Genomic DNA, 18,557 nt, shown 5'->3' on the forward strand with positions numbered 1-18,557 from the left:
TTCTTTGAGATTTTCCGAAGTCCCCTTGTATCGGCTAAGCGCGAACCCAATATCGGTATTATCCGATATAAAAATCGCCGAGAACCGATGGATATGACCGAACCCGATACCGACGAAATTCTCAAGGCGCTTGCCCATCCGAAGCGACTGGAGATTCTGGCCTGGCTGAAGGAGCCACAGGTCCATTTCGCCGGCCAGGAACATCCGCTTGAATTCGGCGTTTGCGCCGGTCAGATCGAAAAACGCTGCGACCTCTCGCAGTCCACTGTTTCCGCCCATCTCGCCACCCTGCAGCGTGCCGGTCTCGTGACGACGCGCAAGGTCGGCCAATGGGTATTCTTCAAACGCGACGACGAAAAGATCGCGGCCTTTCTCCACCACATCAACAGTGCGCTTTAGGCGCATAAACTCTCCCAGCCAGAAGAAGGACCTCCCATGACCTCGCTCTTCGACCCCATCAAGATCGGCGATATTCAGCTCGCCAACCGCATTGTCATGGCGCCGCTGACGCGCAATCGTTCGCCGGGCGCCGTGCCGAACACACTCAACGCCGCCTATTACGAACAACGTGCCTCCGCAGGCCTGCTGATCACGGAAGCCACCGCCATTTCCCACCAGGGCCAAGGCTATGCCGACGTGCCGGGCCTCTACAAGCCGGAGGCGCTCGAGGGCTGGAAGCAGGTGACGAACGCCGTCCACAAGGCGGGTGGTAAAATCGTCGTGCAGATGTGGCATGTCGGCCGGATCTCGCATGACACGCTACAGCCGAACGGTGGCAAGCCGGTCGCTCCCTCGGCGATCCGCGCCAAGTCCAAGACCTATCTGATCAACGCCGACGGCACCGGCAGCTTCGCCGAAACCTCCGAGCCGCGCGCTCTGGAAAAGGACGAGCTTCCGGGCATCATCGAGGATTATCGCCGCGCAGCCCGCGCAGCCGTGGACGCCGGCTTCGACGGCGTCGAGATCCACGCCGCCAATGGCTACCTGATCGACCAGTTCCTGCGTTCGGGCAGCAACCAGCGTAACGACGAATATGGCGGCTCGATCGAAAACCGCGCCCGCCTGCTCTTCCAGGTGGTCGATGTCATCACAAAGGAAATCGGCGCCGGCCGCACCGCGATCCGCATTTCCCCGGTCACGCCGGCCAACGATGCCTTCGATCCGAACCCGCAGCCGCTCTTCACCCATGTGGTCGAAGGTCTTGCCAAGTATGACCTCGCCTATGTCCACATCATCGAAGGCGCCACCGGCGGTTCGCGCGAGCACCAGCAGGGTGACACGGCCTTCGACTACGCAGCACTCCGCGCAGCCTACACGGCGGCCGGCGGCAAGGCAGCGTGGATGGTCAACAATGGTTATAACCGGGAACTGGCCATCGACGCCGTTGAGGAAGGCAAGGCCGACCTCGTCGCCTTCGGCAAGCTCTTCATCGCCAATCCCGACCTCGTTGAGCGCCTGAAGAACGACACCGTGCTGAACGCCCCGGATCAGGCCACCTTTTACGGCGGCGGCGCCAAGGGCTATACCGACTATCCGGCGCTGGAAAACGTCGCTTGACGCCTTGCACCTTCGCGGTGGTCGCCAGCCTTTTCGATCGGCCTCGCCTCACGAGGGCCGGATAGGAAAGACGCAATAGCCACCGGACGCCCGCGGAATCCTGCTCCGCGGGCGTTTTCTTTTTGCCCGCCTCGTCTAAATCTATAAGGAGACAGTCGAGGAACCCACCGCCCATGCTCTTAAGCCTCCTGAAGGAACGTTTCCTGTTCGTCGGCCTCGCCGCCGCGATCCTCGCCTATGCGACGGAGCACAGCCTTCTGGAGATGGGGCGCCTTCCGGTATTGATCGCCGCCTTCGCGCTGGTCGCCGCCATCATCCTCGTTTCGACGCGCATCGCGCACCATGCGGAAATCCTCGCCTCCAAGGTCGGCGATCCCTATGGCACGATGATCCTGACGCTGGCCGCCGTGCTGGTGGAGGTCGTGGTGCTCGCGATCATGATGCAGGGCGAGAGTTCGCCGACGCTGGTGCGCGACACGATCTATGCCGCCGTGATGCTGGATATCAATGGCATCCTCGGCCTTGCCGCCCTGCTCGGCGGCATCCGCCACGGCGAGCAGCCCTACAACGACGATTCGGGAAAGACCTATGGCGTGATGATCCTGACGGCCATGGGCATTTCCATGGTCGTGCCGGAATTCGTGCCGCGCGAGAGCTGGCATGTCTATTCCGCCTTCACCATCGGCGCGATGATCGCGCTCTACGGCGTCTTCCTGCGCATGCAGGTCGGGCCGCACAGCTATTTCTTCAGCTACGCCTATCCCCGCGCCGAGCGCAAGGAAGGCCTGCCGAGCAAGGCGCCGGATGACAGCGAGCCCGCCACCCTCTCCATCGTCATCATCGTCATCGGCGTGGCATTGATCGGCGCACTCGCCGAGGTCATGTCCGTGCTGCTCGGCGCCGGCCTCAAGGGAACGGGCGCGCCGCCGGCGCTGATGGCCGTCATTGTCGCCGCAATCTCCGCAGCACCGGAAATCCTGACGGCGCTGCGTGCAGCGCTCGCCAACCGCATGCAGTCCGTCGTCAACATCGCCATGGGCGCGTCGCTCTCGACGGTCATCCTGACGGTTCCCGTCATGGAGGCGATCGCGCTTTATACCGGCCAGCCCTTCGTCATGGCCATGTCGCCGACCCAGACGGTGATGGTCACGATCACCCTGATCGCCGCTGCCATCAACCTAAACGACGGGGAGACCAACGCCATCGAGGGCATGACGCATTTCATCCTCTTCGCCACCTTCGTCATGCTGACGATGATCGGGCTCTAACAAAAAACCCGCCGTTTCCGGCGGGTTCTTCATGTTGCTTGTGAAGTCGCTTACTTGCAGGCGGCGCAGAAGCGCTGGATGCGCTTGCCGGCTTCCTCGAGTTGGGCTTCCGACGTTGCATAAGAGATGCGGAAGTTCGGGCCGAGGCCGAAGGCCGAGCCGTGCACCACGGCCACACCTTCCGCTTCCAGCAGTTCCGAGACGAAGTCCTCGTCGGTCTCGATGACCTTGCCCGACGGCGCGGTCTTGCCGATCAGACCCTTGCAGGACGGATAGACGTAGAAGGCACCTTCCGGCGACGGGCACTCAATGCCCTTGGCCTGGTTGAGCATGGAGACGATGAGGTCGCGGCGCCCCTCGAAGATCTTCTTGTTTTCCGGAATGAAGTCCTGCGTGCCGTTCAGCGCCTCGACGGCGGCCCACTGGGCGATCGAGCAGGCGCCCGACGTCTGCTGGCCCTGGATCATGTCCATGGCCTTGATCAGGTTGAGCGGGCCGGCCGCATAGCCGATACGCCAGCCGGTCATCGCATAGGCCTTGGAAACGCCGTTCATGGTGAGCGTGCGGTCATAGAGGCCGGGCTCGACTTCGACCGGAGTGGCGAACTTGAAGTCGCCATAGGTCAGGTGCTCGTACATGTCGTCCGTCAGCACCCAGACATGCGGATGGCGCATCAACACGTCCGTCAGCGCCTTCAGTTCGTCATGGCTGTAAGCTGCACCCGACGGGTTGGACGGCGAGTTGAAGATGAACCACTTGGTCTTCGGCGTGATCGCCTTTTCCAGGTCTTCGGCCTTCAGCTTGAACTTGTTTTCCTGGGTCGTCGCGACGAAGACCGGCGTGCCGCCGCACAGCGAGACCATTTCCGGGTAGGAAACCCAGTAAGGTGTCGGGATAACGACTTCATCGCCCGGATTCATCGTCGCCATGAAGGCGTTGAAAAGAATCTGTTTTCCGCCCGTGCCGACGATGGTCTGCGCGGCGGTGTAGTCGAGACCGTTCTCACGCTTGAACTTCTTGACGATGGCGTCGCGCAGTTCCGGGATACCGGCGACCGGCGTGTACTTCGTCTCCCCGCGGTTGATCGCGTCGATGGCGGCCTGCTTGATATTTTCGGGCGTGTCGAAGTCGGGTTCACCGGCGCCAAGCCCGATGACGTCGCGGCCTTTGGCTTTCAGTTCGCGCGCTTTCTGGGAAACGGCGATGGTGGCGGAAGGCTTCACACGGGAAAGGGCGTCGGCAAGAAAGGCCATGATGGAGATGTCCTCATCGGGTTCAAAGGCGGCTCAGCCATGGACCCGGAGCACCGGGCTCCATAGCGGTTAGGTCTATGTCGAATGTGCGCAAGTCTTGCAAGCGCAATGGGCAAAAAAAGCGGGAAATCCGGGCATGGTGGCAAATTTTCATGAGCGCCATCAACGGATCGAATGGATCGGGCGCCGCAGAGAAAACAAAAACACCAATAGGTTGAAATAACAAGAAACCATTAAGATTCTTACGCGAAAGATTAAGCTGACATTAATAGCTGGGGCATAGAATTGCGCCGTCGGGATCGTCCAACCGAATGGTGCGCTGCATGAGCATCTTTTCCAATCTCGTCCGGCAGCCGGACGGCGCTTTCAGTGCCCGCTTCGGGCCCTATCTCCTGCAATCCGCTCTCCAGCCGATCTTTGCCGAGCGCGCCGATGGCAGCCTGCAGATCGCCGCGCTGAAGGGGCTCGTCCGCGCCAGCATCAACGATGTGCTCTGCTCGCCGGCCGACTTCTTTCACTATGTGCCGGAGGAAGAGCGCGCCGCCGTCGACGGCTTGTGCCGCAGCTTGCATATCCTGAATGCGGGCGCGCTGGGGCGCCGCGATGTCTCGCTCATCGTCAATTTCAACGGCGGGCTTTACGCAACGCCGGAGGCCATTCGTCATGAGGTCGAGCGGCTGCGGCTCGCCGCCCACCAGGCGGGCATGCCGCCGGCCTGCATCGCGTGCGAAATTCGCGAGCACCTCGAAGGCGACCCTGATGTGCTGGCCCATTTTGCCGAGCGGCTGCACGAGGGCGGCTTCTCCATCGCCATCGATGATTATACCGGCGAAGACCGGGACCTCGGCCGCCTGCAGCGCCTTCAGCCGCAATTCGTGACCTTCGACCCCGCCTGGCTTCAGGAATTCTCGAAAAACTCCGCGGGCCTCGCACTGCTGCGGGTCCTCGTCAGCCAGTTTAGCCACAAGAACATCCACGCCATCGTGACCGGCATCGAGGATGCCGACATGATCGCCCGCTGCCGCGACATGGGTGGGCCGCTGATGCAGGGCTACCTGCTCGCCCGCCCGGAACTTGCCCCGACGAATTTCAATCTCACCTTTCCGGAGCTTGACGACGATGCCCTTGAAACGGTCGGTGACACACCCGCCGCAAGCCCTGTTGCAGCGCCTGAACCGCGTGCCCTGCGGCCCGTCCGGCAATTCGGCAAAAGAGGCGTCTAAGACGGGAAGCGGGAGCAGTCTATTCGCCGGAAGAGGCTGAAATCCCCGCTTTTTTGACCCGCCATCTTTTCGCCGCAATAAATGTCGGGCCTTGCCGTAATTCGGTCCTTGTCGCGCCGATTTCGGCGGGCTTTTTCACCATCACGACAACAGAGAAAACTGGGGGACGCGATGTTTCTGGATGACGAGAAAGTGGGCAGCAGGCCCAAGGCGCGTGAATCCCGCGCCCTATTCCTGATTGCCATGACCGCCCTGGTCGCCTGCGCCATCATGGTCGTCGGACTGATGTCGCCGCCGGCGACCGCCCCCGGGCTCGATGCCATCACCACCTCGGGCATCCCGGCCGCCGCCTCGCAGGTCGATCCCGCGCAAAAGTGAGCCGCCGCACCGGCATCGCCCTTGAAAGCCGCCCGCCTCTGGGCCAGTTAACGGCAAAGGGCGGGAGAATGCGATGCGACGGCGCGGACTATATATGAACGGCATTTTTGCACACGCGGTGATCCCCGTCCTCCTCGCCGCCGCCATCGGCACCGCAAAGGCCGCAGATCCCGTCGAAATTCCCAGCAAGAAAGTTCCGCTCATCGTCGAAACCCTCGCGACGGGCCTCGAACAGCCCTGGTCCGTCGAGGTCCTGCCCGACGGCAGTTTCATCGTCTCGGAAAAGCGGGGCACGCTGCGTCTCGTGAAGGACGGCAAGGTTTCGGCGCCGATCGCTGGCGTGCCGCCCGTCTCGACGGAGGGCCAGGGCGGCCTGCTCGACATCGCGCTCGCGCCTGACTTCACCACCAGCCGCACCCTCTATTTTACCTATAGTGCCCGCGGCGACGGCGGTGCGGGCACGGCGCTTGGCAAGGCGCGGCTATCGCAGGATGGTGCGCGGCTTGAGGACGAAACGCGCCTGTTTCTGATGAGCCGCCTCACCCCCCAGGGCCAGCATTTCGGCTCGCGCATCGCCATCGCCAAGGACGGCAGCCTGTTCTTCGGCATCGGCGACCGGGGCGAGGAAATGCGTGCGCAGGATCCGCGCGACCACGCCGGCGCCATTCTGCACATCAATCCGGATGGCACGCCGCATGCCGACAATCCTTTCGTCGGCACCGCCAACGGCCTTCCGGAAATCTGGTCCAAGGGGCACCGCAACCCGCAGGGCCTGACCATCGATGCCAAGGACGGCACGCTGCTGTCCGCCGAGCACGGCGCTCGCGGCGGTGACGAGGTGAACACGCCACAGCCTGGCCGCAACTACGGCTGGCCGCGTGTTTCCTATGGGCGGCACTACTCCGGCGCGGAGTTCGAGCTCGGCTCGACGGCAAAAGGCTTCGAACAACCACTCTATTACTGGGATCCGTCCATCGCACCCGGCGCCATTGCGGTCTATCATGGCGCTATGTTCCCGGAATGGGACGACAATCTTCTGGTCGCGGCACTGAAATTCCAGTTGCTCGCCCGGCTGGAGCGGGATGAAAGCGGCGCGGTCGTCTCCGAGGAACGGCTGTTCGACGGCGAATTCGGCCGCATCCGCGACGTCGTCGTCGCCCCTGACGGCGCGCTCCTGGTCCTGACCGATGACCAGGGAACGTTGCTGCGCGTCTCGCGCTCGACAGCAACGGAGTAACCCGCTCCGGTTAAACATCGCCGACTAGCTATACTGGCAGCGCACTCCTCCTCAGTGCAATGCTTGCCGTAGAACTGCTGAGGGAACTACTCAAAGGCCCCCGCCGCACCCGCGCGATCGAAGTATGCCCCTGTCGCTGCACCGCCACATGTCCTTTGGCGCCGCAATATAAAATCATACAAAATCAGGCAAATCCCCGTAAAAACTGCGGGATTTTTCGGCAATCGCCTGGAAATTGGCCAAAGTGAGGCATGTCCGGCGCATGATAAAACTTTTGCTTGCCAATTCAACACAAACACATCAATCTTGCGCCGTTCGGGCAATTTGCGAACATGGGAAGACCTTGAATAAAAGCGCGCCGGAGACGCGAAACAATTCCGGGCAGCCAAGATCTGGACGGTTCCCCAGGGAACGGTGCGGTTGGCTGGCTGCGGTGAAAACAGGACCCTTTCCTCAACCTCGAGAACTGCCTGCCTAACGCCCTCCGGGGCAAAACTATATGCTGCCCGCCGCCAATATACGGGCAGAGAGAAAAGGACCTGACGCATGGCCGAGACTGGCACTGTAAAATTCTTCAACACCGAAAAGGGCTTTGGCTTCATCAAGCCCGACAACGGTGGTGCGGACATCTTCGTACACATTTCCGCTGTACAGGCTTCCGGCCTGAACGGCCTTTCCGAAAACCAGAAGGTAAGCTTCGACACGGAACCCGATCGCCGCGGCAAAGGCCCGAAGGCGGTTAACCTGCAGATCGACGGCTGAGCCGGAACAATCTCAGGATTTTCAAGTTGAAGCCCGGCAGAGATGCCGGGTTTTTTCGTTCAGCCTCCGTTCAGCCTTACTTGGCTAGTTTGCTACCTATCGAACCGGCAGAGGGCCGGATCAAAAGGATCGACGTCATGAACAAAGTCCTCAAGACAATCGTGCTTTCGCTTGCCGTTGCCGCAACGACGCTCACCGCCACGGCAGGCGTCGTCGAAGCACGCGATCGCAACCGGGATGGCTATTGGCGTGAAGGTGACAGCGGTTACCGCGACGACTACCGTCCGCGCCGTCATCACCGCGGCCATGGCGACCGCGACGCCCTCGTCGGCGGCGCGCTCGGCCTCGCCACCGGCGTGATCATCGGCGGGGCGCTGGCCAGCCAGCCGCGCTATGTGGAACCGGACTATTATCCGGAGCCCGAACCCCGCGTGATCTACCGCCGCCAGCCGGTCTACACCCCGAGCTACGAGCCCTGGACCCAGTCCTGGTACGATTACTGCTCGCAGCGCTATCGGTCGTTCAATCCGCAGAGCGGCACCTATGTCGGCTATGACGGTCGCGAACACTTCTGCACCGCCGGCTGATCCCGGCACGCAGTCCATCAAAAAAGGCGGGCGCCACGAGGCGCCCGCCTTTTTGTTTCAAAGCCCCTTGAAAAAGGGGTTTGTGCGTCGTTCCTCGCCAATCCGGCCACCTGGCCCATGGCCGCAAAGAAAGCCGACCTCGTCACCCAGCGGAAAAACCTTGTCGCGGATCGAATCTAGCAATTGCTGATGGTTGCCGCCCGGGAGATCGGTCCGGCCAATCGAGCCCTGGAACAGCACGTCGCCGAGATGGGCAAAACTCTGGTTGCGGTTGAAATAGATGACGTGGCCCGGTGCATGGCCCGGCGTGTGATAGACTTCGAATTCGTGTTCGCCGAAGGAGACCGTATCACCGTCTTCCAGCCAGCGATCCGGCACGACATTGCTGACCTTCATCGGCACACCGAACATCGAGGCCTGTGCCTCCAGCCGCTGTAGCAGCGAGAGATCGTCCTTGTGCGGACCGATGATGTCGAGGCCGAGCGCGTCCTTCAGTTCCTTCGCACCGCCGGCGTGATCGATATGGCCGTGCGTCAGCCAGATCGCCTTCAAGGTGATGCCGTTCTGCTTGACGGTGTCGAGGATGACCTCGACGTCGCCGCCCGGATCGACGATCACGCCCTCCTTCGTCTCCGTATCGAAGAGAATGGTGCAGTTCTGTTGGAAGGGGGTGACGGGAATGATACCCGCCTGAAGCATGCCCATGGGGTCCTCGCTGGATTGCCGCGTTGCGACCGGTATAGCCGCTGCATAACACGAAGACCAAGATGAATTAACGCAGGCTCGCCATCTCCTGCGAGCCGGCTTGGACCGGACCGATCGCGAGTGTGGGCGAAACAGTGGAAAAGAGCAGCGCGACGACGGCGAGATTGATTGCGACGTAAACAAAAGCCAGCGGGCGGAGGCTGGCGGCGACGGTGTTCTGCTGTTTCGAATTGCGCTGCATTGGTCTGTTCCCTGAACTTCGCGTGGCGGCGATACGCGCCATCTGTTGTCTCGTGTTTACAACGGTTCAGGAGTCCAGGCTGTTCCGGCAGGAACAGCTAATACAGGCGAATGTGGCATGAATGCCACAGTGTTCAAAGCGGCAGGGCTGTCGTCTCCTTCAACGTGTCGAGCACGATCGCCGTCTTCACATGCGAGACGGATTCATGCGGCAGCAACACGTCGTTGACGAAAGCCGACAGCGCCTTGAGGTTCGGCACCACCACCTTGATGATGTAATCCATCTCGCCCGTCAACGAATAGGCTTCCAGTACCTCCGGCAGATTGGAGATGAGCTTGGCGAACCGCACTGCATTGTCGCGGTTGTGTGTCGCCAGGGTCACCGTTACGACAATGACGATACCGAGATCGAGTTTTTCGCGGTCGAGCTCCGCCCGGTAGGCGCGGATAATGCCCTCCTCCTCCAGCCGTATACGCCGGCGAGAACATTGGGAGGGCGAGAGATTGACGCGCTCTGAAAGCTCGTTGTTCGTCAGGCGAGCATCCTCCTGCAGATGCGCGAGCAGTTTACGGTCGAAAGCGTCGAGCTGCACGGATTCACCCCTTCAACATTAATTCATGCATGAAACTCGCACGAATTTGCAAAAGCGCAAGCACTATGCACGCACATTGCATGACAAACGCGCCATACTGCCCTTCATGGATTTCGTGGAGGACGAACGATGGGCCCTTTCCCGCATGATGCACCGACGGCAGTGATCTCGGCCGATAACCCGGCCGGCACCGATGGCTTCGAGTTTGTCGAGTTCGCCCATCCCGAGCCGGAAAAGCTTGAAGAGCTGTTCTCCCGCATGGGCTATAGCAAGGTGGCGACACACCGCACGAAGGCGATCTCCGTCTGGCGCCAGGGTGACATCAATTACATCGTCAATGCCGAGCCCGGCTCCCATGCCATGACCTTCGCCGGAGAGCACGGCCCCTGCGCCGCCTCGATGGCCTGGCGCGTGGTCGATGCCAAGCATGCTTTCGAGCACGCCGTCGCCAAGGGCGCGACGCCCTATGACGGCAACGACAAGGCGCTCGACGTTCCCGCCATCGTCGGCATCGGCGGCTCGCTGCTCTATTTCATCGAAAAGTATGGCGCCAAGGGTTCCGCTTATGACGCGGAATTCGAATGGACGGGCGAGCGCGACCCGAAGCCCGCCGGTGTCGGCTTCTACTTCCTCGATCACCTCACCCACAATGTCTATCGCGGCAACATGGACACGTGGTGGGATTTCTACCGCGAGCTCTTCGGCTTCAAGCAGATCCACTTCTTCGACATTGACGGCCGCATCACCGGCCTCGTGTCGCGCGCCATCACCTCGCCCTGCGGCAAGATCCGCATTCCGCTCAACGAATCCAAGGACGAGACGAGCCAGATCGTCGAGTATCTGAAGAAGTACAAGGGCGAAGGCATCCAGCATATCGCCGTCGGCACGGACGCGATCTATGACGCCACCGACAAGCTCGCCGCCAACGGCATGAAATTCATGCCCGGCCCGCCGGATAACTATTACGACCGCTCCTATGTCCGCGTCGTCGGCCATGAAGAGCCGGTCGAGCGCATGAAGAAGCACGGCATCCTGATCGATGGCGAAGGCGTCGTCGATGGCGGCATGACGAAGATCCTGTTGCAGATCTTCTCCAAGACCGTTATCGGGCCGATCTTCTTCGAATTCATCCAGCGCAAGGGTGACGAAGGCTTCGGCGAAGGCAATTTCCGCGCGCTCTTCGAATCCATCGAGGAAGACCAGATCCGCCGGGGCGTCATCGCAGCAGAATAAAAACCGCGGCAACCAAGCCATGCGGGGAAGGAAGAGGCGGCCGTTTTGCGGCCGCCTCTTTACATTCGTCACACCTGAAAAACCCGGTGCACTTCGTACACGGGCAAATTGACTTATCCCAAAATTATCCGCACGTTGCAGATGCCGAATTTTTCGGCAACGGGTGCGCGCGCTCCAGATCGCGCCCCGGTAGCGAGGCAAGTGTCCAACCCGGCACTCTCTTTCCGGGCGGACCTTTCGGAGGGGAAGTCATGGAAGCATTGATGCCCATCATCACGCAGATCATCGCCGGCGCCGTTGGCGGCAACGTGGCGGGTGCAGCCCTGAAACAGGCGGCCGTGAGCGTGATCGTCCGCACCATCGTCGGCGCCATCGGCGGAATCGGCGGCGGTTTTCTTCTCCAGATGCTCGGCGGCGAAGCCGGACTTTCCGGCTTGGTGGCCAACGGTATCGGCGGCCTCGTCGGCGGCGGCGTGCTGACGGGTATAGTCGGCGCGGTGCTCGGCAAGAAATAAGCGGCGGGCCTCACAAACAAAAGGCGGCCCTTTCGGGCCGCCCATTTCCGTCGTCGATCCTGAAAGCCGCTTATTCGGCAGCGGCAGCAACCGGATACACTTCCTTCATGTAGTCGTTCATCAGGTTTTCCGAGATCGTGCCCGGCGTAAAGCGATAGGGACCGATTTCCGAAACCGGCGTCACTTCTGCGGCGGAGCCCGTCAGGAAGCATTCGGAGAAATCCGAGAGTTCCTCGGGCAGGATCGCCCGTTCGACCACTTGATAACCGCGGCGTTTGGCGAGCTCGATCACCGTGCGACGGGTGATGCCGTCCAGGAAGCAATCCGGTACCGGCGTGTGGATGACACCGTCTTTGACGAAGAACACGTTGGCGCCGGTCGCTTCCGCCACCTGGCCGCGATAATCGAGCATCAGCGCATCCGCATAGCCCTTCGCTTCGGCAGCGTGCTTGGATATCGTGCAGATCATGTAGAGGCCAGCAGCCTTCGACTTCGACGGTGCGGTCTTCGGGTCGGGGCGGCGATACTCGGCAATGTCGAGACGGATGCCCTTCAGCTTTTCGGCCGGGTTGAAGTAGCTGCCCCACTGCCAGATGGCGATGGCGACGTTGATGCGGTTGTTCTGCGCGGAAACGCCCATCATCTCCGAGCCGCGCCAAGCGATCGGCCGCGCATAGGCCTCGGAAAAGCCCTGGCGCTTCAGGAGTTCGACGGTCGCCGCATCCAGCTCTTCGACGGAATAGGGAATCTTGAAGCCGAGGATTTCGGCCGACTTGTGCAGGCGCTGGTTATGCTCGGTGAGCTTGAAGATGCGCCCGCCATAGGCGCGCTCGCCTTCGAACACCGCGCTCGCATAGTGCAGGCCGTGCGTCAGCACGTGAATCTTCGCGTCCTTCCAGTCGACGAATTCACCGTTGAACCAGATTTGCCCGTCCAGCTGATCGAAAGGAACTGCCATCGTGTCATCCTCCGGCGCTCGCACGCCATTCTTTCTGTTGATTGTTTCGCCAGTTGCGGTCTAACCAGAAACAGGCAGGATTATCTGCCTATAGGATAGTCCGGATTGGTAGCCGGGAAAACATCTGACAACGGCGCCCGGGACCGCAATTTACGGTGTAGACCCTAACAATGGCGAAAAAATATGTCAACAATGCTGACGTATTTTTCGATAAATTACGCGGGGACGGCAAGGCATGAAAGGAAATGACAACGTGGCCCGACAGATGCCGGACAAACACGGCGCAAACGAGCTGCACCACGACGTGATGACGGGCGACGGGCGCATCGACTTCGAAATCATCGAGGGCCTGTTCTTCGCCTATCGCGATTTCATTTCCGACCCGGACGCCATTCTGGCCACGAGCGGCTTCGGCCGCGCGCATCACCGCGTGGTACACTTCGTCAACCGCGAGCCGGGCATGACGGTGGCAGACCTGCTCGACACGCTGAAGATCACCAAGCAAAGCCTGGCGCGTGTCTTGAAGGAGCTGATCGATTGCGGCTATATCCAGCAGGTGGCAGGTCCAGAGGATCGCCGCCAGCGCAAGCTCTACCCGACCAAGACAGGGCGTGAACTGGCGCTTGCGCTCGCCGAGCCGCAATCCCGCCGCATCGCCCGTGCATTCGAGAACATGAATGCAGGCGACCGCCGGGCGGTGGTGAAATTCCTCGCCGGCATGCAGAACGCCAAGAGCGAATAGAACGAAGGAGGAGAAGACGATGACCGCTGCCGGCGCGCCCTCCGACGATGCACCCCATCTGCTCGTCGTCGACGACGATACCCGCATCCGCGAACTGCTGAACCGCTATCTCAAGGAGCAGGGTTTCCGCGTGACGGTCGCGGGCGACGCAGACGAAGCGCGGCGCAAGCTGCGCGGGCTGGATTTCGACCTCATCATCATGGACGTGATGATGCCGGGCGAAAGCGGCCTTTCGCTGACCAAAAGCCTGCGCGATATACGCCCCGTGCCGATCCTCATGCTGACGGCGCTGGCCGAATCCCAGGCCCGCATCGAAGGACTGGAAGCCGGCGCCGATGACTACCTTTCAAAGCCTTTCGAGCCGCGCGAGCTGGTTCTGCGCATCAACAATATCCTGAAGCGCAACGCGCCGCCGACGACGCCGAAGATCGAACAGGTAATGTTCGGACCCTACACCTTCTCCATCGTGCGCAAGGAACTGAAGCGCGGCGGCGACGCCATCCGGCTCACCGACCGCGAGCAGGAGATCATGCTGCTGTTTTCGCTGCGCGCCGGCGAAACCATTCCGCGCCATGAACTGATCGGCGAAGAAACAGAAGTGGGTGAACGTACTATAGACGTGCAGATCAACCGCCTGAGGCGTAAGATCGAGGACGATCCATCCAATCCGGTGTGGCTGCAGACGGTGCGCGGCATCGGCTACCGACTGAGCGTAGAGCAGGGCTGACCGTGTGCAATTCCACGCATTTCCAGGAACAGTGTGAAGCGGTTTTCCGTTCACGACCGTCCATGCGCACGATTTTGGAAACCGTCGTCCGATGACCACGTTCGAGACGTTCAAGCGCGATATCGAACGCGCGCCGGCAGCTGGCTGGAAGCGCGCGGTGCGCTGGCTGCGCCGGCAGCTGCCGACAGGGCTCTATGCGCGCTCGCTGCTCATCATCATCATCCCGATGGTCCTGCTCCAGTCGGTCGTCGCCTTCGTGTTCATGGAGCGCCACTGGCAGCTCGTAACACAGCGTCTCTCGGCCGCCGTCACGCGTGACATTGCTGGCGTCATCGATCTCATCGAAACCTATCCGCAGGACGTCGACTATTCCGAGATCACCCGCATCGCACGGGAGCGGCTGGATCTGATCATCTCCGTCGAACCCGGTACAGAACTGCCCCCGCCGCGTTCGAAGCCGTTCTTCAACATCCTCGACGAGATCCTCAGCGAAGAAATCGTCAAGCAGATTCGCCGCCCCTTCTGGATCGACACGGTAGGCGAGAGCAATCTCGTCGAGGTCCGAATACAGCTCGACAACAAGATCCTGCGAGTCTATGCGCGGCGCAGTCAGGCCTATGCGTCCAACACCCACATCTTCCTGCTCTGGATGGTCGGCACGTCGCTGGTGCTGATCACCATCTCCATCCTTTTCCTGCGCGGCCAGATCCGGCCGATCCTGACGCTTGCCAAGGCGGCCGAAAGCTTCGGCAAGGGACAGAAAATGCCTGACGATTTCGCCCCGCGCGGCGCCGACGAAGTCCGGCGTGCCGGGCTCGCCTTTATCCTCATGCGCGAGCGCATCGAGCGGCAGATGGAGCAGCGAACGGCAATGCTGACTGGCGTCAGCCATGACCTGCGCACCATCCTCACCCGCTTCAAGTTGCAGCTGGCGCTCGCCGGCGACAATCCCGACCTGCAGGGCCTCAACAAGGATGTCGAGGACATGCAGACCATGCTGGAGGGCTACCTTGCCTTCGCTCGCGGCGACGTGGAAGAGGATGTCCGCGAGATGCGCCTTTCGGATTTCTTCGACAAGCTGGCGATGGAGGCGGAGCTGCACGAGCGCGCTTTTTCCAGCGATATCGACGGCGACGAAGAGATCATGGTGCGGCCCAACGCCTTTGGCCGGCTCGTCGGCAACCTCGTGTCGAATGCACTGAGATATGCCAAAACGGTGCATGTCGAGGCACGCCATCGCGCCAAATGGCTGACGATCACCGTCGACGACGACGGACCGGGCATCCCGGAACGTTCGCGCGACGACGTCTTCAAGCCGTTCTTCCGGCTCGATGAGGCGCGCAATCTCGATGCCTCCGGCACAGGCCTTGGCCTTGCCATCGCTCGCGATATCGCCCGCAGCCATGGCGGCAACGTCACCCTGTCGGATAGCCCGATGGGTGGCCTGCGCGCCACGATCCGCATTCCCGCCTGACGGATTTTCCATGAGCGCCTTCAACCTCGACGACCTCACCTGGCTCAACCCACCGCTCGCCAGCGAGCTGCGGAATGGCCACCTGCACGTGAAAACCGCGCTCAAGAGCGACTTCTGGCAGCGCACCTATTACGGCTTCCAGCCGGATAATGGCCACTTCCTACATCGGAGCTGGACGGGCGATTTCACGCTGGAGGCGACGTTTCGCGGCGCCTATCAAATGCTCTACGATCAGGCCGGCCTGATGATACGCAAGGATGAGACCTGCTGGATGAAATGCGGCATCGAATTCACCGACGGCGCCAAGCATTTCAGCGTCGTCGTCACACGCGGCCATTCCGACTGGTCGGCTTTCCGGATCGAGCATGATTTCGATCTGATATCGGTGCGCGTGACGCGCAACGGCGACGCGCTGTTCATCCAGTATCGGACGGACGCGATGACGGACTGGCGCATGGCCCGCCTCGCCTATTTCCCGCCGGACTTTTCGGATCTGTCGGTCGGTGTGACGGCCTGCTCGCCGCAGCGCGAAGGCTTTCAGGCGGAGTTTACCGACCTCCGCCTGGGACCACCGTTATCACGGGAAATCCACTAACTCAGCACATCTTCTTGCCGTTCGGCACCGGCTGACCGACGCCAGCGAGCACGATGGCGCCGGTTTCATCCTCGAAGCCGAGGGTCAGAACTTCCGAGCGCACCGGGCCGATCTGGCGTGGCGGGAAGTTGACGACGGCCAGCACCTGACGGCCGACCAGCTCTTCCAGCGTATAATGCACGGTGATCTGCGCCGACGATTTCTTGGTGCCGATCTCGGGGCCGAAATCGATCGTCAGCTTGTAGGCGGGCTTGCGCGCTTCCGGGAAAGGTAGCGCTTCGATGATGGTACCGACACGAATATCGACCCGCTCGAAATCCGGATAGGTGATGGTCTCGGTCATGGGAATTTCCTAGAAAGCCGATTAGCCCGCCAGTTCCTCGGCCCGCGTGCGGGCAGCGGCGATCGCCTTGTCGAACAGCGGTTGCATGCCGTCCTCGGCCATCAGGACAGAGAGAGCGGCGGCGGTGGTACCGCCGGGCGAGGTCACGTTCTGGCGCAGGCGGCTGGCGTCGTCGGGGGACTGGTGAAGCAGTTCACCAGCCCCCGCGACGGTTTCCCGTGCGAGACGCATGGCGAGGTCCGCCGGCAGGCCCGCTTTGCGGCCCGCCTCCGCCATGCACTCTACGAGATAGAAGACATAAGCCGGGCCGCTGCCCGAGACTGCCGTAACGGCGTCAATATCGCCCTCGGTCGCGACCCATTCGACGGGGCCGCTGACCTTGAGCAAGGAATGCACGAGATCGCGCTGCGCTGCGCTAACGCGCGCATTGGCGAAGGCGCCGGTAACGCCGCGGCCGATCATGGCCGGCGTATTGGGCATGGCGCGCACGGTGGCGGCCTCGCCGAGATGGCTTTCGAGATTGGCAATGGTCTTGCCCGCGGCAACCGAGACGACGACTGTCTCCGGCCCGACGAGACCCTTCAGCGGCGGCAGCACCTGGTCGATGACCTGCGGCTTGACCGCAACGAAGATCACCCCGGCCTTCACGCCATCGGGCGCAGAAGTCTCGTGGCGCGCACCGTTATCCGCGATCAGCTTGGCCATGGTCGGCGACGGGCCGGGATCGATGACCAGAACGGAAGAGCCGGCGATACCGCTCTTCAGCCAGCCCGCCAGCATGGCGCCGCCCATATTGCCGGCGCCGATGAGAACGATGGGACCCGAAACCGCAACCGACATTTTCAGGCTTCTCCAACCGTTTCGAAGAGCACCGCATCGACGGCGGACTGGGCGTCCATGCCGGACCAGACGACGAACTGAAAGGCCTGAAAATAGGCCTCGCAGGATTCAAGCGCGCTGGACAGCAGCACCTCGACCTGACGGTTGGTGGGCTCGGCGCCGCCGGCCAAAAGCAGCGACTGGCGGAAAATCACGACATCCTCGCGGCGCCACAGGTCGAAATGCCCCATGAGCACCTGGCCGTTCACATGCGAGAGCAGGCAATGCACTTCTGTGACGCGGCTTTCGGGAACCTTGATGTCGAAGGCGCAGGCCAGATGCAGCGCCTCGAATTCTTCCATCCAGGAGAAGGAGACGTGGTAGTCCGTCCACTTGCCCTCGACGGTCATGGCGATTTCGTCTTCGCCCGAACGTTCGAACGACCAGTCATTGTTGGCCGCGACGAACTCGATCATATCGACCGGGTTGGACTGACGCCCGATATCCAATTCCATAAGGCTCATGCATCACCTTCAAGGCCGGCAGGCATGCGCCATCGCGTTCACACACGACGCGGGCAAACCATACTCCGGATACAACACTGAATGATTGGCTCGGCACTTTGCGCAGTCTGGACGACTTACCCTGCCCGAAGCTTGCGCTGCCCGTCTCGAATCATCATTTAAAATCAGTGTATAACGGCAGAGTCACGACGCCAGCCCCTCAGCTGCCATTTTCTCCGCCCGGTTGTGGACAGAGCCTGCCAAAAAGATTCAGGACCAAGGCTTAAGAGACTCTGCCGAAAGAGCTTTTCGGGAGTGTCCACAGGGGTAAAATTTTTATTAAAAAAAACGGTTGGCGCGAGGTGAATCACGCCAACCGAGTCTTGATGGTTCAAAGCTGTCCTGAAACGAGTCAATTGCCCGTGTTGAGGCGGGCTTCCAGCGCTTCGATGCGCTTCAAAAGCGCGTCGTTTTCGTCGCGTGCCTTGATCGCCATTTCGCGCACCGCTTCGAATTCCTCGCGCTTGACGAGATCCATGCCGTTGATGAAGCGTTCAGCTTGCGCGCGGAACACCGTCTCGGCCTCCTTGCGCACGCCCTGAGCGGCACCAGCGGCGTCGGTCATCAGCTTGGCGAAATCGTCGAGAATACGGTTTGCACCTGTTGTCATGGTCAGCCCTCTCTTCGGGGATCGATGGTCCTGCGGGCTATCTGCGCTCGCGCTCTGTCCCTGAGGTAGGGTCTGATGGGGCGCCTTGCAAGCGGATTCCGGTGGATCGCCGCCCGTTCCGGCCCTTCGCGGGCCGTGTATCACGATTTATCGCCTTGACCCTGCCATGTCCGGT

The 18,557-nt window shown here is 61.3% G+C and carries 23 protein-coding genes; 14 read left to right on the forward strand and 9 right to left on the reverse strand.

Features of this window, described 5'->3' with window-relative positions; translation table 11 throughout:
• Window positions 1–87 precede the first annotated feature (87 nt).
• The 3 genes from D0Y60_RS03380 to D0Y60_RS03390 all read left to right on the forward strand — a co-directional run bounded on the left by D0Y60_RS03380 (window position 88) and on the right by D0Y60_RS03390 (window position 2,825).
• On the forward strand, window positions 88–399 hold the full coding sequence (locus D0Y60_RS03380) for a metalloregulator ArsR/SmtB family transcription factor (RefSeq protein WP_199564097.1): 312 nt from the start codon (window positions 88–90) through the stop codon (window positions 397–399).
• 36 nt (window positions 400–435) lie between these two features.
• On the forward strand, window positions 436–1,557 hold the full coding sequence (locus D0Y60_RS03385) for an alkene reductase (RefSeq protein WP_117366707.1): 1,122 nt from the start codon (window positions 436–438) through the stop codon (window positions 1,555–1,557).
• A gap of 173 nt (window positions 1,558–1,730) precedes the next feature.
• Window positions 1,731–2,825: a calcium:proton antiporter gene (locus D0Y60_RS03390; RefSeq protein WP_117366708.1), complete on the forward strand. Its 1,095-nt coding sequence runs from the start codon at window positions 1,731–1,733 to the stop codon at window positions 2,823–2,825.
• Window positions 2,826–2,875: 50 nt separating this feature from the next.
• Here D0Y60_RS03390 and D0Y60_RS03395 read toward each other — a convergent pair whose 3' ends face one another.
• Window positions 2,876–4,078, reverse strand: coding sequence for a pyridoxal phosphate-dependent aminotransferase (locus tag D0Y60_RS03395; protein ID WP_117366709.1), 1,203 nt, complete (start codon window positions 4,076–4,078; stop codon window positions 2,876–2,878).
• A gap of 323 nt (window positions 4,079–4,401) precedes the next feature.
• On the opposite strand from D0Y60_RS03395, the gene D0Y60_RS03400 reads away from it, so the two are divergent.
• The 5 genes from D0Y60_RS03400 (at window position 4,402) to D0Y60_RS03420 (ending at window position 8,265) form a co-directional block, all read left to right on the forward strand.
• Window positions 4,402–5,301, forward strand: a complete 900-nt coding sequence (locus D0Y60_RS03400; RefSeq protein ID WP_158565394.1) for an EAL domain-containing protein — start codon at window positions 4,402–4,404, stop codon at window positions 5,299–5,301.
• Between the two features lie 171 nt (window positions 5,302–5,472).
• Window positions 5,473–5,679, forward strand: a complete 207-nt coding sequence (locus tag D0Y60_RS03405) for a hypothetical protein (protein ID WP_117366711.1) — start codon at window positions 5,473–5,475, stop codon at window positions 5,677–5,679.
• Window positions 5,680–5,773: 94 nt separating this feature from the next.
• The gene (locus tag D0Y60_RS03410; protein ID WP_245409075.1) at window positions 5,774–6,916 is read left to right on the forward strand and encodes a PQQ-dependent sugar dehydrogenase; all 1,143 of its coding nucleotides are present in this window, start codon (window positions 5,774–5,776) and stop codon (window positions 6,914–6,916) included.
• Window positions 6,917–7,462: 546 nt separating this feature from the next.
• Window positions 7,463–7,678 (forward strand): cold-shock protein, encoded by a 216-nt coding sequence (locus D0Y60_RS03415; RefSeq protein ID WP_069058105.1) that lies wholly within the window; start codon window positions 7,463–7,465, stop codon window positions 7,676–7,678.
• A 137-nt stretch (window positions 7,679–7,815) separates the two neighbouring features.
• Window positions 7,816–8,265 carry a BA14K family protein gene (locus D0Y60_RS03420; RefSeq protein ID WP_117366715.1) on the forward strand — a complete coding sequence of 150 codons (450 nt, stop codon included), beginning with the start codon at window positions 7,816–7,818 and terminating at the stop codon, window positions 8,263–8,265.
• A 57-nt stretch (window positions 8,266–8,322) separates the two neighbouring features.
• Here the strand turns inward: D0Y60_RS03420 and D0Y60_RS03425 are convergent, their stop codons facing one another.
• The 3 genes from D0Y60_RS03425 to D0Y60_RS03430 all read right to left on the reverse strand — a co-directional run bounded on the left by D0Y60_RS03425 (window position 8,323) and on the right by D0Y60_RS03430 (window position 9,803).
• Complete coding sequence (locus D0Y60_RS03425) at window positions 8,323–8,964, reverse strand: MBL fold metallo-hydrolase (protein ID WP_117367082.1); 642 nt, start codon at window positions 8,962–8,964, stop codon at window positions 8,323–8,325.
• 73 nt (window positions 8,965–9,037) lie between these two features.
• A complete protein-coding gene (locus tag D0Y60_RS24570; protein WP_147324488.1) occupies window positions 9,038–9,253 on the reverse strand; it encodes a hypothetical protein in 216 nt (71 codons plus the stop codon).
• Between the two features lie 91 nt (window positions 9,254–9,344).
• Window positions 9,345–9,803 carry an Lrp/AsnC family transcriptional regulator gene (locus tag D0Y60_RS03430; protein ID WP_117366717.1) on the reverse strand — a complete coding sequence of 153 codons (459 nt, stop codon included), beginning with the start codon at window positions 9,801–9,803 and terminating at the stop codon, window positions 9,345–9,347.
• A gap of 129 nt (window positions 9,804–9,932) precedes the next feature.
• Here D0Y60_RS03430 and hppD point away from each other — a divergent pair, with 129 nt between their 5' ends.
• Both hppD and D0Y60_RS03440 read left to right on the forward strand, forming a co-directional pair.
• Window positions 9,933–11,036 (forward strand): 4-hydroxyphenylpyruvate dioxygenase, encoded by a 1,104-nt coding sequence (gene hppD / locus D0Y60_RS03435; RefSeq protein WP_117366719.1) that lies wholly within the window; start codon window positions 9,933–9,935, stop codon window positions 11,034–11,036.
• Window positions 11,037–11,287: 251 nt separating this feature from the next.
• The gene (locus tag D0Y60_RS03440; protein ID WP_117366721.1) at window positions 11,288–11,551 is read left to right on the forward strand and encodes a hypothetical protein; all 264 of its coding nucleotides are present in this window, start codon (window positions 11,288–11,290) and stop codon (window positions 11,549–11,551) included.
• Between the two features lie 70 nt (window positions 11,552–11,621).
• Here D0Y60_RS03440 and D0Y60_RS03445 read toward each other — a convergent pair whose 3' ends face one another.
• Window positions 11,622–12,509 carry a branched-chain amino acid aminotransferase gene (locus D0Y60_RS03445; RefSeq protein WP_117366723.1) on the reverse strand — a complete coding sequence of 296 codons (888 nt, stop codon included), beginning with the start codon at window positions 12,507–12,509 and terminating at the stop codon, window positions 11,622–11,624.
• Window positions 12,510–12,774: 265 nt separating this feature from the next.
• Between D0Y60_RS03445 and D0Y60_RS03450 the strand changes: the two genes are divergently transcribed.
• The 4 genes from D0Y60_RS03450 to D0Y60_RS03465 all read left to right on the forward strand — a co-directional run bounded on the left by D0Y60_RS03450 (window position 12,775) and on the right by D0Y60_RS03465 (window position 16,047).
• Entirely contained in the window at window positions 12,775–13,251 is a 477-nt protein-coding gene (locus D0Y60_RS03450) for a MarR family transcriptional regulator (protein WP_245409086.1), read from the forward strand.
• 19 nt (window positions 13,252–13,270) lie between these two features.
• Window positions 13,271–13,978, forward strand: coding sequence for a response regulator transcription factor (locus D0Y60_RS03455; protein WP_117366727.1), 708 nt, complete (start codon window positions 13,271–13,273; stop codon window positions 13,976–13,978).
• A 91-nt stretch (window positions 13,979–14,069) separates the two neighbouring features.
• Window positions 14,070–15,452, forward strand: a complete 1,383-nt coding sequence (locus D0Y60_RS03460) for an ATP-binding protein (RefSeq protein ID WP_117366729.1) — start codon at window positions 14,070–14,072, stop codon at window positions 15,450–15,452.
• A 10-nt stretch (window positions 15,453–15,462) separates the two neighbouring features.
• Window positions 15,463–16,047, forward strand: a complete 585-nt coding sequence (locus D0Y60_RS03465) for a DUF1349 domain-containing protein (protein WP_117366731.1) — start codon at window positions 15,463–15,465, stop codon at window positions 16,045–16,047.
• Between the two features lies 1 nt (window position 16,048).
• Here the strand turns inward: D0Y60_RS03465 and D0Y60_RS03470 are convergent, their stop codons facing one another.
• The 4 genes from D0Y60_RS03470 to D0Y60_RS03485 all read right to left on the reverse strand — a co-directional run bounded on the left by D0Y60_RS03470 (window position 16,049) and on the right by D0Y60_RS03485 (window position 18,382).
• Window positions 16,049–16,390 carry a tRNA-binding protein gene (locus tag D0Y60_RS03470; protein WP_117366733.1) on the reverse strand — a complete coding sequence of 114 codons (342 nt, stop codon included), beginning with the start codon at window positions 16,388–16,390 and terminating at the stop codon, window positions 16,049–16,051.
• 21 nt (window positions 16,391–16,411) lie between these two features.
• Window positions 16,412–17,230, reverse strand: a complete 819-nt coding sequence (proC, locus tag D0Y60_RS03475; protein WP_117366735.1) for a pyrroline-5-carboxylate reductase — start codon at window positions 17,228–17,230, stop codon at window positions 16,412–16,414.
• A 2-nt stretch (window positions 17,231–17,232) separates the two neighbouring features.
• Window positions 17,233–17,733 carry a YbjN domain-containing protein gene (locus D0Y60_RS03480; protein ID WP_117366737.1) on the reverse strand — a complete coding sequence of 167 codons (501 nt, stop codon included), beginning with the start codon at window positions 17,731–17,733 and terminating at the stop codon, window positions 17,233–17,235.
• 391 nt (window positions 17,734–18,124) lie between these two features.
• On the reverse strand, window positions 18,125–18,382 hold the full coding sequence (locus D0Y60_RS03485; protein WP_117366739.1) for an accessory factor UbiK family protein: 258 nt from the start codon (window positions 18,380–18,382) through the stop codon (window positions 18,125–18,127).
• Window positions 18,383–18,557: the final 175 nt, after the last annotated feature.

Source organism: Shinella sp. WSJ-2, assembly GCF_003432075.1.
GTDB lineage: Bacteria > Pseudomonadota > Alphaproteobacteria > Rhizobiales > Rhizobiaceae > Shinella.